Origin of the sequence: Streptomyces swartbergensis (assembly GCF_002148965.1) — a bacterium.
GTDB lineage: Bacteria > Actinomycetota > Actinomycetes > Streptomycetales > Streptomycetaceae > Streptomyces > Streptomyces swartbergensis.
In genome coordinates this window covers 1-14005 of sequence record NZ_NGFN01000078.1, presented here as the reverse complement: position 1 = coordinate 14005, position 14005 = coordinate 1, and the positions used below count along the sequence as shown (strand labels likewise).

Here is a 14005-nt window from a genome sequence, read left to right as displayed (position 1 = left end):
CGATCGTTTTTGGCGGAGGGTCTCCGCTTCGTCCGCCGATCGGCTCAAGGTTCAGGGCGGGACGCCCGGGTACCCGAGCGTCGCCGGACCACCGACGCGCACGCTGACGGAGGGAGCGCGAGGCGATGAGGGCAGTGACCTGGCAGGGCAAGCGGGACGTCCGGGTGGAGAACGTGCCCGATCCGGAGATCCAGGAGCCGACGGACGCGGTCATCCGCGTCACCTCCACGGGGCTGTGCGGTTCCGACTTGCACCTGTACGAGGTGCTCACGCCGTTCATGACCCCCGGGGACATCCTCGGCCACGAACCCATCGGCATCGTCGAGGAGGTCGGCGCCGGCGTCCCGGACCTCCAGGCCGGGGACCGGGTCGTGGTGCCGTTCCAGATCGCCTGCGGCAACTGCTGGATGTGCCTCACCGGCCTGCCCACGCAGTGCGAGACCACTCAGGTCCACGGCGAGGGCATGGGCGCCGCCCTGTTCGGCTACACCCGCCTGTACGGCGCGGTGCCGGGCGCCCAGGCCGAGTACCTGCGCGTCCCGCAGGCGCAGTACGGCCCGATCAAGGTGCCGGAAGGCCCGCCCGACGACCGTTTCGTCTACCTCTCCGACGTCCTGCCCACCGCCTGGCAGGCGGTCGCCTACGCCGATGTCCCGCAGGGCGGCAGCATCGCCGTGCTCGGCCTCGGACCCATCGGCGACATGGCCTGCCGCGTCGCCCAGGTCAAGGGCGCCGGGCGGGTGTTCGGCGTGGACCTGGTCCCGGAACGGCTGAACCGGGCGCGCTCGCGCGGTGTGGAGACGTACGACCTCAGGTCCTTCGACAACGAGAAGGAACTCGTCGCGGCCATCCGCGACGAGACCGACGGCCGCGGCCCCGACGCCGTGATCGACGCGGTCGGCACCGAGGCCCACGGCAGCGCGGCGGCCAAGCTCGCCCAGCAGGCCACGGCGATGATGCCCCGCAAGCTGAGCGGCCCGCTCGCCGAACGCTTCAGCATCGACCGCCTCGCCGCCCTCTACACCGCCATCGACCTGGTCCGGCGCGGCGGCACCATCTCGCTGTCCGGCGTCTACGGCGGCATGGCCGACCCGATCCCGATGCTCACGCTCTTCGACAAGCAGATCCAGATCCGGATGGGCCAGGCCAACGTCCGCCGCTGGAGCGACGACATCATCCCGTACCTGACCGACGAGGACCCGCTCGGCGTCGAGGACTTCGCCACCCACCGGGTGCCGCTGTCGGAGGCCCCGCACGCCTACGAGATGTTCCAGCGCAAGCAGGACGGCGCGGTCAAGGTGCTGATGCAGCCCTGACATCCCCGGGGGATTCAGGCGCCGAAGATCTCCGCAAGGTCATAGCGGACCGGCTCCTGGAGCTGCGCGTACGTGCAGCTCTCCGGAGTCCGGTCCGGGCGCCAGCGGCGGAAGCGGGCGGTGTGGCGGAAGCGCTGCCCGTTCTCCATGTGGTCGTACGCCACCTCGGCGACCCGCTCCGGCCGCAGCGGCACCCACGACAGGTCCTTCTTGGCCGACCAGCGGCTGGGCGCGCCGGGCAGCCGCGCCGTCTCGTGCGCCGCCTCCTCGGACCAGGCCGCCCACGGATGCCCCTGGACGTCGTCCATGCGCAGCGGCTCCAGCTCCTCCACCAGTTCGGCGCGCCGCTTCATCGGGAACGCGGCGGACACGCCCACGTGCTGGAGCGTGCCCCGGTCGTCGTACAGGCCGAGCAGCAGCGAACCCACCACGGGGCCGCTCTTGTGCAGCCGGTACCCGGCGACGACCACGTCCGCCGTACGCTCGTGCTTGATCTTGAACATGGCGCGCTCGTCCGGTCGGTAGCGAACGGTCAGCGGCTTGGCGATGACCCCGTCCAGACCCGCCCCCTCGTACTGCTCGAACCAGTTGCGCGCCACCTCGATGTCGGTGGTCGCCGGAGCCAGGTGCACCGGCGCCGTCACCCCCGACAGCTCCCTGGCCAGCATCTCCCGCCGGTCGGTCAGCGGGACGTCCATCACCGACTCGTCCCCCAGCGCCAGCAGGTCGAAGGCGACGAACGAGGCCGGTGTCCGCTCGGCCAGCATCCGCACCCGCGAGTCCGCCGGGTGGATCCGCTCCGTCAGCGCGTCGAAGTCCAGCCGGCCCTCCCGCGCGATCACGATCTCCCCGTCCACCACCGAGCGCTGCGGCAACCGCTCCCGCACGGCCGTCACCAGCTCGGGAAAATACCTGGTCAGAGGCTTGCCGGTACGGCTGCCGAGCTCGACCTCGTCCCCGTCGCGGAAGACGATCGCCCGGAACCCGTCCCACTTCGCCTCGTACTGCATGCCCGCCGGGATCGCCGCCACGGACTTGGCGAGCATCGGCAGCACAGGGGGCATCACCGGCAGATCCATGGTCCGATTCTGCGCCCATATGTTCAGGTGCGCCCGATGTGCGAGGTGTGCGGGGCACGCCTACCGTGGCTCGCATGGGTGACGCGGTGGAACTGGAGGTCGGCGGCCGGACCGTACGGCTGTCCAGCCCGGACAAGGTCTTCTTCCCCGAGCGCGGTTTCACCAAGCTGGACCTCGCCCGCTACTACCTGGCCGTCGGCCCCGGCATCCTGCGCGCCCTGCGCGACCGGCCCACCACCCTGGAGCGCTACCCCGAGGGCGTCACCGGCGAGAACTTCTTCCAGAAGCGGGCTCCGAAGAACATGCCCGACTGGATCCCGACCGCGCACATCACCTTCCCCAGCGGCCGCAGCGCCGACGAGATGTGCCCCACCGAGGTCGGTGCCGTGGTGTGGGCCGCCCAGTTCGGCACCCTCACCTTCCACCCCTGGCCGGTCCGCCGCGACGACGTCGACCGCCCCGACGAACTCCGTATCGACCTCGACCCGCAGCCCGGCACCGACTACGAGGACGCCGTTCGCGCCGCCCACGAACTACGGGCCGTGCTCGACGAGTTCGGCGGACTGCGCGGCTTCCCCAAGACCTCCGGCGGCCGGGGCCTGCACGTCTTCGTGCCCATCGAACCCCGCTGGACCTTCACGCAGGTCCGGCGCGCCGCCATCGCCGTCGGCCGGGAGATGGAGCGGCGGATGCCGGAGCAGGTCACCATCAWGTGGTGGAAGGAGGAGCGGGGCAAGCGCATCTTCTTGGACTACAACCAGACGGCACGCGACCGCACGATCGCCTCCGCCTACTCCGTACGGCCCCGCCCGCACGCCCCCGTCTCCGCGCCCCTGCGCTGGGACGAGGTGGGAGTCGCGCACCCCCAGGACTTCGACCTCGCGACCATGCCCGCGCGCTTCGCCGAACTCGGCGACGTGCACGCGGACATGGACGACCACCGCTACTCCCTGGAGGCCCTGCTCGACCTCGCCCGGCGCGACGAGCACGACCACGGGCTGGGAGACCTGCCGTACCCGCCCGAGTATCCGAAGATGCCGGGGGAACCGAGGCGGGTACAGCCGAGCAGGGCCAGGAAGACGCCCGGCGGGCCTACAACTCCTTGATCCGGATGTCGCGGTACGAGACCACGTCCGTCGTGCCGTGCACCTGGAGGCCGATGTAGCCGGAGGCGAACCGCCGTCCGTCCGTGCCCGGGTCGTCCGAGCGGGGCGGGGTGAACTCCTGGCCGCCGGTGTTGTCGAACTCGTTGATCAGCACGCCGTTGCGGAACACCGAGTAGTGCTGGCCCTCCACACGGATCTCGTAGTCGTTCCAGGTGCCCTTCTGCGTCACGCCCGCGCCGGCCAGCCCCACGCGGTCGAAGCCGTAGACCGACCCCGTCTTGTACAGGTCGCCGTCGGGCCGGTCGAGCACCTGCACCTCGTGCCCGTACTTGATGGCGACCCACTCGGGCCGGGACTCCTCCGGGTGGTCGTGGACCCACGGGAAGCGCACGAAGACGCCCGAGTTGGCGTTGCCCGTGCCGGGGGCGTCGTCACGCCACTGGAGCTTCAGCGAGAAGTCGCCGTACTTGCGCTGCGGGAACCACAGCATGCCCAGGCCGGGCTTCGTGATGCCAGAGGTGATCGTCTTGTCGGGGTTCAGCGCGAACGAACCACCGCCCACCTGCTGCCACTTGGCGAACGACTCGGCACTGCCGTCGAAGATCGCCCGGTAGCCCTCGGTCTGCCCCGGCTTGCCGATACCGGACTGGCGGGCGGCCTTGCGGACGGCGTTGTACTCGCGCTGGTCGATCACGCCCTCCTTCAGCAGGGCGTCGAGGACGGACGTCACGTGCTTGAGGAACAGCGCGTGGGACGTCCACTCCTTCTCGTCCTCGATCAGCTCACCGATCCGGCAGCGGTTGTCGGTGACCCGGTTGCGCACGCCCGAGTCGACCGTGCCGACGATCACCGTCAACCGCTCGTCGTACTCCGGGCAGTTCGGCGCCGGGACCTGTCCGGAGACGACCGTGAAGGTAACAGTGAGGGCCGCCGAGGTGTTGCCCGCCTTGTCCGTCGCCCGGTACGCCACGGTGTGCGCGCCCGCCCGGTCGACCACGACCGGAGCCGTGTACGCCAGGTACGGCCCGCCGTCCAGCGAGTACTCGGTCTTCTCGACGCCCGAGCCGTGCGCGTCGGTCGCCGTGACGGTCACCCGGGCGCTGTTGACGTACGCCCCGTCGGAGTTCCTCGTGCCCTCCACGGTCACGCCCGTCACCGGCGGAGTGGTGTCCTCCGGCGGAGCCGCGACGACCGTGAACCGCACACTCTTCTCGGCCGCCACGTTGCCCGCCTTGTCGGTGGCGCGGTAGCGGACGGTGTGCGCGCCCACCTCGTGCACCATCACGGGCGCGGTGTATAGCTGCCACGCGCCGGAGCCGACCGCGTACTCGATCGTGTTGACCCCGGAGCCGGTGTCGGAGGCGGAGACGGTGACCGTCGCCATGTCGATGTACGCCCCGTCGGCGTTCCGCTCGCCGCTCACCGTCGCCGAGGTCTCCGGCGCGGTCGTGTCGTCCGACTGCGGCGCCACGACCGTGAACTCGGCGCTCTTCTCGGCGGAGACGTTCCCCGCCTTGTCGAAGGCGCGATAGCGGACCTTGTGGGCGCCGACCTGGTCGACGACGACCGGCGCCGTGTACGGCTGCCAGGCGCCCGCGTCGCCGATCGCGTACTCGATCCTCTCGACGCCGGAGCCGCCCTCGTCGGTGGCGTGGATCGCCACGCTCGCCGAACCGACGTACTCGCCCTGCGTGTTCTGCGTCCCGCTCACGTGCGCCGACGCCTCGGGCGCGGTGGTGTCCTCGCCGGTGCCCTCGGTCACCACCAGGATGCCCTGCATCTGGCCGTGGCCGGGGATGGTGCAGTGGTAGAAGTACCGGCCGGGCGTGAGCGTGACCTGGGCGGTGTGCTTGCCGCCCTGGGCGTCGTTCGGATTGGCCAGGATGTTCAGCTGCACGTCGTTGTTGAACTCGGGATCGCTGGTCACGAACGTCAGCGTGTGCGGCATGCCCGTGGTGTTGCCGGTGGCCACGCTGTTCTCGAACACGATCGTCGCCGTGCCGGCGACCGCCGTCTTGGGCGCCGAGAGGTACTTGTCGATGTCGTTGCCTGCTGTCCAGGTGAGGACCTGTTCGGCGGCCGGTGCCTCCGCCTGCCCGGCGGCGGGCATCGCCTGCACGCCGAGCATCACGAGCAGGGCGGCCAGCAGGGCGGCCCAGATTCTTCGCTGCCGGATCACTCGGTCCCCCTCGCCAGCTGACCGGCGGCCGGGGTCGGCCCGCCGCCCTTGTAGGTGACCCGCCACAGGGCCGACTTGGAGTCCGAGGTGAAGAAGCCGCGCCCGTAGTCGAGGACGTACAGCGCGCCGTCCGGACCGAACTTCCAGTCCATGAGGTTCTTGATGCCGTCGTTGCCGATCGGCACGATCTTCTTCAGCGACTCCGAGTGCACCGGCAGACCGCCGTCGCCTTGCGTCTTCGGGTCCATGAGCACCGCGTTGCGCGGCTGGTCGGCGTCGTAGAAGTCACCGACGAACCACTTGCCGTCCCAGTACGCCGGCCACTTGACGGCGCTGTCCGCCGCCACCGTGTCGTACCGGTAGACCGGCCCGTTCATCGCGGCCTGCCCGCCGCCCTTCAGCCAGGGCAGCCGGTAGGTCGCCTCCTCCGGCTTGTACGACGGGACACCGCTGGCGTCCCGCGGGTAGTCCGGCGCGCCGCCCTGCGGCGCGTACCAGATGTTGTTGCCGGTGACCGGCGGCAGGTTGACCAGACCGTCGTTGTTCGGCGACTCGTTCTTCGGGTGGTCGCAGTCGTACCAGCCGAGCGGCTGGGACGGGTCCGGCAGATTGCGGTCCCGGTAGGGCTGCTTGTTGCCCATGCAGTACGGCCAGCCCCGGTTGCCCGCCTTGGTGATGGCGGCGAACGTGTCGTACTTGGCCGGACCCCAGGTCGTCGAGGGCGCGCTCGCGTCCGGGCCGACCCAGCCCGCGTACAGCACGTCGGTCGACTTGTCGACGAAGATCCGGGCGGGGTTCCTGACCCCCATCACATAGATCTCGCCGCGTGTCTTGCCGCCGCCCTCGTCGGTCTCCTTCCCCGTGAAGAGGTTGCCCTCGGGCAGCGTGTACGTCCCGTCGGGCTCCGGGTGGATGCGCAGGATCTTGCCGTTGAGGTTGTTGGTGTTGCCGGCCGTGCGGCGCGCGTCCGCGAAGGAGACGCCCTTGTAGTTCGGCTGCGGGTTGTTGCCCGAGTAACCACCGCTGAACCCGCTGGAGTTGTTGTCACCGGTGGCGATGTACAGGTTGCCCTTGGAATCCCAGGCCATCCCGCCGCCCGAGTGGCAGCAACTGTGGATCTGCACCGGCCACTTCAGCAGCACCTTCTCGCTGCTCAGGTCCAGCTTGTTCGTCGCCTGGTCGAGCGTGAAGCGGGAGACCCGCCGCTCGGCCATCCGCGTGTCCCGGTTGATCTGCGAGTGCGGCGTGTAGTGCAGATAGACCCAGCCGTTCCGCTCGAACCCCGGGTCCAGCTCGATGCCGAGCAGCCCCTCCTCGACCTTGACCAGCTCGTCGCCGCCGCCCTTGTTGCCGAAGACGGTGAGCGCTCCGGCGAGCGTGACCTGCTTGGTCTTCGGGTCGTAGACGTGGATCTCGCCCTTGCCCTTGCCGATGTCGGGGTTGGTCCAGTCGGTGACCACGGGCTGCGAGGAGTCGGCGCCACCCCGGCCGATGTAGAACACCCGGCCGTCGGGCGCGGTGACCAGCCCGTGCGGCTCGCCGATCTGGTCGTTCTGCCCCGGCTGGTTGGGCTTGGTCAGCCGCTCCGCCGCGTAGTTGGCGTTGATGGTCGCCTTGCAGTCGGCCTGCTCCAGCCGGGTCGTCCACATCAGCGCGCCGCGCAGATGGGCCCGGAAGTCGGTCTCGTCGTACGACGACACCGTGCCGCCCATGCCGGTGTAGAAGGAGCGGCCACCGTCGTAGTCACGGCACCAACTGACGGGGTGATCCCAGCCGTTGGCGCTCGCACCGGGCTGATAGGTCGACTCCCGGACCCGGGCCACCGTATGGACGTCGCCCGAGGGGTTCTTCACCCAGTTCAGCCACTTGTCGGGGCGCTTCCACTGCACCGGCACGTCCTTGGTGGCCGGGTGCCGGCGGTCCCCGACCTCGACGGTCGCACGCTGGACGGCCGCGGGGCTCGACGCGGCCGGGCGGGCGCCCACCAGTCCGGTGAACCAGTCCGAGTACGGCTCCGCGCGCGCCGCGTCATGGACGCCGACGAAACCGCCGCCGGCCTCCATGTAGGCCTCCAGGCCCGCCTCCTGCTCCGCGTCGAGGACATCACCCCCGCCGGTCAGGAACACGATCGCGTTGAAGCGGCCGAGTCTCGTCTCGTCGGTGAACACCGAGGCGTCGTCGGTGGCCTGGACCTTGAACCGGCGGTTCGCCGGACCCGACAGCCCGATGTCCTCGATGGCCTCGATCCCGGCGTTCACCACCGGCGACTCCTCCCCGGCCGCCGCGGAACCGTGGAAGACCAGCACCCGTACATTCGCGCCGCCCGGCGGCGACTTGATCGACATCGTTGTCAGCGGGGGTTCGGGATACGGGCCCGCGTTGGCGGGCCCCGCCAGCAGTCCGGCGGTCACGACTCCGGCGGCCACGGAGGCCACCCGGACACGTCTTCCCTTGCTCAACCCTCGTAAGTGCATGGGCACCTCCTCGGTCACAGCAACACCGCCAAGGAAGCTAAACCCCTTTGCACGGCTCGCCAATACCTATGACCGTGATGGCCCCAACTTTGTCTTGAGTGTGGATAAACAGGAGCGCGGCCGGTACCGTCTCACAGGTTCATCACAGGTACATCTCCGTAAAGGCCTTACCAGGGTGGGGAGTTCCGCATGGACAGACGCAGCTTCAACCGGCGGGTCCTGCTGGGGAGCGCGGCCGTCGCGACATCGTTGTCCGTGGCGCCGGAGGCCATCAGCGCGGACGGACCGGCGAAGACGGCACCGGCCGGCGGCGAGGTGAGACGCATCAAGCTGTACGCCGAGAAGCTCGCCGACGGAAAGATGGGCTACGGCCTGGAGAAGGGCAAGGCGACCGTCCCCGGCCCGCTGATCGAGCTCAACGAGGGCGACACGCTCCACATCGAGTTCGAGAACACCATGGACGTGGCGGTGAGCCTGCACGTCCACGGCCTCGACTACGAGATCACCAGCGACGGCACCAAACTGAACCGCAGCCATGTCGAGCCGGGCGGCACCCGCACCTACACCTGGCGCACCCATGCCCCCGGCCGCCGCAAGGACGGCACCTGGCGGGCGGGCAGCGCGGGTTACTGGCACTACCACGACCACGTCGTCGGCACGGACCACGGCACCCAGGGGCTCCAGAAGGGCCTGTACGGCCCGGTCATCGTCCGCCGCAAGGGCGACGTCCTGCCGGACCGCACGCACACGGTCGTCTTCAACGACATGCTCATCAACAACAGGCCGCCGCACTCCGGGCCGAACTTCGAGGCCACGGTGGGGGATCGCGTCGAGTTCGTCGTGATCACGCACGGCGAGTTCTACCACACGTTCCATATGCACGGTCACCGCTGGGCGGACAACCGCACCGGCATGCTGACCGGCCCCGACGACCCCAGCCAGGTCATCGACAACAAGATCACGGGCCCGGCCGACTCGTTCGGCTTCCAGGTGATCGCGGGGGAGGGGGTCGGTGCCGGCGCCTGGATGTACCACTGCCATGTGCAGAGCCACTCCGACATGGGGATGGTGGGCCTGTTCCTGGTGAAGAAGCCGGACGGGACGATTCCCGGCTACGACCCGCACGAGCACGGGGAGAAGCCGCCGGGGGGCGGTCACGAACACTGACGGGCGCGTGAGCCCGGGCGCTCTCCGGCCGGGCGGGAGAGCGCTCTCACCACACTCCGCCACCGGGGCTATCCTGATCCGAACCGCAGGTGAGGAGCCCCGAAGTGACCGACACAGCGCCGCGTCCCACCCTGGAGGCCGTGGCCGCCCGGGCCGGTGTCTCGCGGGCGACCGTCTCGCGCGTGGTCAACGGCGGTGACGGGGTCAGGGACATCCTCGTCGAGCGGGTCCGCAAGGCGGTGGAGGAGCTCGGCTACGTGCCCAACCAGGCGGCCCGCAGCCTGGTGACCCGGCGGCACGACGCGATCGCGGTCGTCGTCGCCGAACCGGAGACCCGCGTGTTCGCCGACCCGTTCTTCGCGCTCCAGCTGCGCGGCATCAGCAAGGAACTCACGGCCCACGACAACCAGCTCGTGCTGCTGCTGACGGAGGGCCGGGACGACCACGCCCGGGTCGGCCGGTACCTCGCCGGCGGGCATGTCGACGGGGCCCTCGTCTTCTCCCTGCACCTCGACGACCCGCTGCCGGAGCTGATCCAGCGGGCCGGCGTCCCCACCGTCTTCGGCRGGCGCCCCGGCTGGAGGGGAGACCGGCGCGGCGTGGTGTACGTCGACAGCGACAACCGCGGTGGCGCCCGCGACGCCGTCCGCCACCTGGCCGGCCTCGGCCGCACCCGGATCGCGCACATCACCGGCGCTCTCGACCAGACGTCCGCCGTGGACCGGCTCGACGGCTACCGGGACGTCATGGTGGACGCCGACCCCCGGCTGATCGCCGAGGCCGACTTCACGCCGGCCGGCGGCGAGCGGGCGATGCGCGAGCTCCTGGACCGCTGCCCGGACGTGGACGCGGTGTTCGCCGCCAACGACCTGACGGCATCCGGCGCCCTCCGCGTCCTGCGCGAGTCCGGCCGCCGCGTCCCCGACGACGTGGCCGTGATCGGCTTCGACGACATGCTGCCCGTCGCGGAACAGACCGACCCGCCCCTCACGACGGTCCGTCAGGACATCGAGGAGATGGGCCGCCTGATGGCCCGACTGCTGCTGCGGGGGCTCGACCGCGGTACTCCGCGGGAGGGCGTGGGCGGCACGCCCTCCAGTGTGGTCCTGCCGACGACGCTGGTGCGCAGGGCGTCCTCGTAACCCGACGGGCGTCCGCCTGGTCCGGTCGGCGGTGGTGCCTCAGCCCGGCTGGGGCACGCTGTGGATCACCGCGAAACGCGCCCCGTACGGGTCCGTGAGCTTGGCGACGCGGCCCACGTCCGGCAGGTCCGTGGCGGGCATGCGGACCGTGCCGCCCAGTTCCCGGGCCCGGGCGGCGGTGGCGTCCGTGTCGGTGACCTCGAAGTACGGCAGCCAGTGCGCCTCCTCCTCGGCCGGGTCGTCGGCCAGCGGGACGACACCGCCGAACATGGCGTCCTCGCCCTCTCCGGCCGGGGCGAAGGTGGTGTAGGTGCCGCCGGGGAAGTCGACGCCGAAGGTCTCCAGGCCGAGCACGGAGTGGTAGAAGGCGGCAGCGGCCGGGACATCCGCCGTGTAGAGCTCCAGCCAGCACAGCGAGCCGGGCTCCTGGACGACGTCCAGGCCCTTGTTGCGGCCCGGCTGCCACAGGCCGAAGGGCACCCCCGCCTGGTCGGCGAGGATCGCCATGCGGCCCAGGTCCTGCACGTCCATGGGCTGCATCCGCACCGACCCGTGCGCCTGCCCGGCCGCCCGGGCCGTGGCGTCCGCGTCCGGGGCCTGGAAGTACACCGTCCAGGAGGGCGGGCCCTGCTCCGGGGTGGTCTGCATGCCACCGGCGGTGGTTCTGCCGCCCAGCTGGAAGAGGCCGTAGCCCCCGACCTCGGGCCCGCCGGGCTGGAACTCCCAGCCGAACAGGTCGCCGTAGAAGGCGGCGGCACCGTCGATGTCGGGTGTGCCGAGATCGATCCAGTTCGGAGCGCCGGTCACATAACGGGTGGTGAGCATCGTCGCCCTCCTCGTGCTGGGGCCCGTTCGTCCACTCTGCCGAGTCTCGCACCGCCCACTGACAAGCGCCGCCGGAGCGCCGCCGGGGCGTGATGCCGGGTTTCCGCGCGCCGCCGTGCGTCGGCCCGTCCGGCGGGCGACCATCAAGGTGGCCGGAGGCCCGTCAACGCGGTGTTGATCTCGCGTTGATCGAACGTTTTTCGCTGTCCGCAACGCTTCTGGCCATGCACATCGACACCATGATCTCGCCCGAACTCGCCTGGCAGCAGGAGGCGTTGTGCGCGCAGACCGGGGCGGACTTCTTCTTCCCCGAGCCCGGCAGCTCGGTGCGGGAGGCGAAGCGGATCTGCGGCATGTGCCCGATCCGTGACGCCTGCCTGGAGTACGCGATGGACAACGACGAGCGTTTTGGTGTCTGGGGCGGTCTGTCGGAGAAGGAGCGGCTGGAACTGCGGCGTATGTCGCGGTAGCCGTGCGCCGCGCCGTCCGCGGGCCATCGCGTCGTCCGCAGGTCATCGCGCCTCGCGCGGGTGGCGGCCTGCCGGGGAGCCGGGCGCCGAAACGCCGAGGCCCCGGCCGCTCGTGGCGGTCGGGGCCTCGCAGTCGTGGGGCCGGAGGCGCCGGGTCGGCCGTCAGGCGCCGGCCCGGGCCGCCATGCGGGCCTTGCGCGCGGCCAGCTTCTCGTCGAACTTCGACGCCTCGGCGTCCAGGCCACCCATGTACATGCCGAGTTCCTCCTGCGCCTTGCGGCCCTCGGCGCCCAGCCCGTCGATCTCCAGGACCTTCAGGAAGCGCAGGACGGGCTGCAGCACGTCGTCGTGGTGGATGCGCAGGTTGTAGACCTCGCCGATCGCCATCTGCGCGGCGGCGCGCTCGAAGCCGGGGATGCCGTGGCCGGGCATCCGGAAGTTCACGACCACGTCCCGCACGGCCTGCATGGTCAGGTCGGGGGCGAGCTCGAACGCCGACTTCAGGAGGTTGCGGTAGAAGACCATGTGCAGGTTCTCGTCGGTCGCGATGCGGGCCAGCATGCGGTCGCAGACCGGGTCGCCGGACTGGTGGCCGGTGTTGCGGTGCGAGATGCGGGTGGCCAGCTCCTGGAAGGCGACGTAGGCGATCGAGTGGAGCATCGAGTGCCGGTTGTCCGACTCGAAGCCCTCGCTCATGTGCGACATGCGGAACTGCTCCAGCTTGTCCGGGTCGACCGCGCGCGAGGTGAGCAGGTAGTCCCGCATCACGATGCCGTGCCGGCCCTCCTCGGCCGTCCAGCGGTGCACCCAGGTGCCCCAGGCGCCGTCGCGGCCGAAGAGCGAGGCGATCTCGTGGTGGTAGCTGGGCAGGTTGTCCTCGGTCAGCAGGTTCACGACGAGCGCGATGCGGCCGATCTCGGTGACCTTGGACTGTTCCTTGTCCCAGGCCTCGCCGTCCTCGAAGAGGCCGGGGAAGTTGCGCCCGTCGCTCCAGGGCACGTACTCGTGCGGCATCCAGTCCTTGGCGACCTCCAGATGCCGGTTGAGCTCCTTCTCGACCACTTCCTCCAGGGCGTACAGCAGCTGAGCGTCGGTCCAGGCGCCGGCGGGGCTGCCGAGGTGGGGAGTGGTGATCGTCATGGACTCTCCAGGGGGACATGCGTACGAGCGGTGAGCAGTAACCTACGGCATCGTAGGCTACGTTTCCGTAGGTTACGATGCCGTAGGTTAAGAGCGCTGTAAAGGACGCTGCTCAGCGGTGTCGCTCGAACGCACATCACCGCTCCCCGGCCCGCAGGTCGAGGGGGTGCACAGGTGGCGTGCCCGTCCCCTCAGGCGTACAGCCCCCGCAGCCGCACCGAGAGGCACGTCACACATCCCTCGAGCTTCTCGAACTCGCTGATGTCCACGACGACCGGCTCGTACCCGAGGTCCGCGAACAGCTCCGCGGTCTTCGGCGCGCTGGCCGCCATGAGCAGTTTGTCACCGCCGAGCAGCACGACGTGCGACCCGGTCTCCTCCGGCACGGGCAGGAAGCGCGCGAACAGCGACGGCGCGTCCATCTTCGGGATGTGCCCGATGACCGTGCCGTCCGGCAGCGCGGTGACGGCCGTCTTCAGGTGCAGCACCTTGCTCACCGGTACGGCGACGACCCGCGCGCCCAGCGGCTCGAACGCGGCCCGCAGCTGCTGGACGCCGGCGGCGTTGGTGCGCCCGCCCCGGCCCACGTACACGGTGTCGCCGATCTTCAGCACGTCACCGCCCTCCAGCGTGCCGGGCTCCCAGATCCAGTTCACCGAGCAGCCCAGACCGGCCACGGCCTCCTCGACCCCGGCGGTCTCGTCACGCCGGGACTCGGCGCCCGGGCGGGTGATCAGTGCCACGTTCTTGTACATCACGACCGTGTCCTCGACGAACACCGAGTCCGGGCAGTCGTCGGCCGGGTCCACCTCGATGGTCTCCCAGCCGTGCGTGCGCAGCGCCGCCACGTACGCCTCCCACTGCTCGACCGCGAGGTCGGCGTCGACCCTCTCCCGCTCGATGTGCGTCACCAGCCCTTCGGCGAGGCGCGGGCTGGGGCAGCGGACGAGGGCCTTCTTGCTGGGCACGAGCGTGACTCCGTATCGGATGGGACGTGTCGGGACAGCGCCGACGGAGCCTCCGGGATCGGCCGGAACCCATCGGGCGTCAGCCGACCATCATGCAGGGCGAACCCGAGGGACGACACCCCCGGGGAGGGGGGAGGGG

Annotated in this window: 11 protein-coding genes; 5 read left to right on the top strand and 6 right to left on the bottom strand. The window is 70.5% G+C overall.

Annotated elements, in window-relative coordinates; translation table 11 throughout:
• Positions 1-125: 125 nt before the first annotated feature.
• Positions 126-1316 (top strand): zinc-dependent alcohol dehydrogenase, encoded by a 1191-nt coding sequence (locus CA983_RS15050; RefSeq protein ID WP_086601410.1) that lies wholly within the window; start codon positions 126-128, stop codon positions 1314-1316.
• A 14-nt stretch (positions 1317-1330) separates the two neighbouring features.
• Here the strand turns inward: CA983_RS15050 and CA983_RS15045 are convergent, their stop codons facing one another.
• Positions 1331-2395: an ATP-dependent DNA ligase gene (locus CA983_RS15045; RefSeq protein WP_086601409.1), complete on the bottom strand. Its 1065-nt coding sequence runs from the start codon at positions 2393-2395 to the stop codon at positions 1331-1333.
• Between the two features lie 74 nt (positions 2396-2469).
• Here CA983_RS15045 and ligD point away from each other — a divergent pair, with 74 nt between their 5' ends.
• Complete coding sequence (gene ligD / locus CA983_RS15040) at positions 2470-3501, top strand: non-homologous end-joining DNA ligase (protein WP_086601408.1); 1032 nt, start codon at positions 2470-2472, stop codon at positions 3499-3501.
• Here the strand turns inward: ligD and CA983_RS15035 are convergent.
• Positions 3488-5629, bottom strand: coding sequence for an OmpL47-type beta-barrel domain-containing protein (locus CA983_RS15035; protein ID WP_208636968.1), 2142 nt, complete (start codon positions 5627-5629; stop codon positions 3488-3490). The two genes, ligD and CA983_RS15035, sit on opposite strands and share 14 nt — an antisense overlap.
• A 47-nt stretch (positions 5630-5676) precedes the next feature.
• Complete coding sequence (locus CA983_RS15030) at positions 5677-8154, bottom strand: ThuA domain-containing protein (RefSeq protein WP_208636967.1); 2478 nt, start codon at positions 8152-8154, stop codon at positions 5677-5679.
• A gap of 189 nt (positions 8155-8343) precedes the next feature.
• Between CA983_RS15030 and CA983_RS15025 the strand changes: the two genes are divergently transcribed.
• Positions 8344-9321, top strand: a complete 978-nt coding sequence (locus tag CA983_RS15025) for a multicopper oxidase domain-containing protein (protein ID WP_086601406.1) — start codon at positions 8344-8346, stop codon at positions 9319-9321.
• A gap of 104 nt (positions 9322-9425) precedes the next feature.
• Positions 9426-10463, top strand: a complete 1038-nt coding sequence (locus CA983_RS15020) for a LacI family DNA-binding transcriptional regulator (RefSeq protein ID WP_086601405.1) — start codon at positions 9426-9428, stop codon at positions 10461-10463.
• A 39-nt stretch (positions 10464-10502) separates the two neighbouring features.
• Here the strand turns inward: CA983_RS15020 and CA983_RS15015 are convergent, their stop codons facing one another.
• Positions 10503-11288: a VOC family protein gene (locus tag CA983_RS15015; RefSeq protein ID WP_086601404.1), complete on the bottom strand. Its 786-nt coding sequence runs from the start codon at positions 11286-11288 to the stop codon at positions 10503-10505.
• Between the two features lie 224 nt (positions 11289-11512).
• Here CA983_RS15015 and CA983_RS15010 point away from each other — a divergent pair, with 224 nt between their 5' ends.
• Positions 11513-11758, top strand: a complete 246-nt coding sequence (locus CA983_RS15010) for a WhiB family transcriptional regulator (RefSeq protein WP_167407376.1) — start codon at positions 11513-11515, stop codon at positions 11756-11758.
• A gap of 162 nt (positions 11759-11920) precedes the next feature.
• On the opposite strand, the gene CA983_RS15005 is transcribed toward CA983_RS15010, so the two are convergent.
• Together CA983_RS15005 and ddaH are read right to left on the bottom strand one after the other, a co-directional pair.
• Positions 11921-12898 (bottom strand): acyl-ACP desaturase, encoded by a 978-nt coding sequence (locus CA983_RS15005; RefSeq protein WP_086601402.1) that lies wholly within the window; start codon positions 12896-12898, stop codon positions 11921-11923.
• Positions 12899-13089: 191 nt separating this feature from the next.
• Entirely contained in the window at positions 13090-13866 is a 777-nt protein-coding gene (gene ddaH / locus CA983_RS15000) for a dimethylargininase (RefSeq protein ID WP_086601401.1), read from the bottom strand.
• Between the last annotated feature and the right edge of the window lie 139 nt (positions 13867-14005).